This window comes from Methylorubrum zatmanii, from assembly GCF_014845115.1.
In the GTDB taxonomy this organism is placed as follows: domain Bacteria; phylum Pseudomonadota; class Alphaproteobacteria; order Rhizobiales; family Beijerinckiaceae; genus Methylobacterium; species Methylobacterium zatmanii.
Window position 1 is genome coordinate 1 of sequence record NZ_NKUI01000357.1, and the last position, 815, is coordinate 815.

General features: G+C 69.2%; 2 protein-coding genes. One reads left to right on the top strand and one right to left on the bottom strand.

Features of this window, described 5'->3' with window-relative positions:
• The coding region (locus MZTS_RS24710; RefSeq protein ID WP_192285968.1) for a DNA polymerase III subunit chi at positions 1-431 on the bottom strand (431 nt) is incomplete at its 3' end.
• Between the two features lie 160 nt (positions 432-591).
• Here MZTS_RS24710 and MZTS_RS24715 point away from each other — a divergent pair.
• Positions 592-815, top strand: a 224-nt coding sequence (locus MZTS_RS24715; protein ID WP_192285970.1) for a hypothetical protein, incomplete at its 3' end; no start/stop codon positions are given.

The following is an 815-nucleotide window of genomic DNA, read 5'->3' on the forward strand; positions in this document are numbered from 1 at the left end:
CCGCCCTCGTCCTGCTGCCAATAGGCGACCGCGTGGCCGGCGGCCTTGGCGCCGCGCCATTGCTCGCGGGCGCGGAGCAGGGCGTCGGTATCGGTGCCGTCGAACAGGATGCAGATCCGCTGATAGCTCTGCGCATCCTCCGGCAGGTCCGCCCCCTCCACGAGGAAGCGGATCGAGGCGCCGTTGGGGTTGGTGTCCCGCAGGGTGAGCACGACCGGCTGGGTCGCCGCATCCGTGTCCCGGTCGGTGCCGTGGGGCAGGAAACTCTCGTCGGTATAGGTCCACAGGCCGTCGTCGAGCGCCTGGAGCCGCTCCTCGCTCACGGCCTGGATGGCCGCCTGCCAGCCGCGCTCCAGCGACTTCTCGACGAGGCTCGGCAGCACCTTTTCGAGGGGCTGTCGCTGGAGGTGGTAGAACAGGATCTCGGTCACGGCTGCGCTGAATATAGCGTTTCTCCGCCGATCGGCAGTGCGGACGGAGCGTCGCGGGCGATCATCCGGGCAAATGCGGCTTCGGCGAAAAATATCTCTCTGAACAATGGCGCGAGGGGTGGGTTCGCCTCCTGAGACCCCATCAGGGAAGGAAGATACCATGCCGACCAAGATCGTCGCCCTGGCCGCCGCGCTGACCCTCGCCGTCTCCGCCGCAGCCCTGGCCCAGTCCAGCACCGGTAAGGGCGGCACCGGGGGCACCACGGACAGTGCCAGCCCCATGCGGAACAACACCGGCAACGACACCGACACCGGCATGGGCCGCTCGACGGGCGGGACCACCGGCTCGACCGGCACCATGGCACCCGGCTCGGCGACACCCGG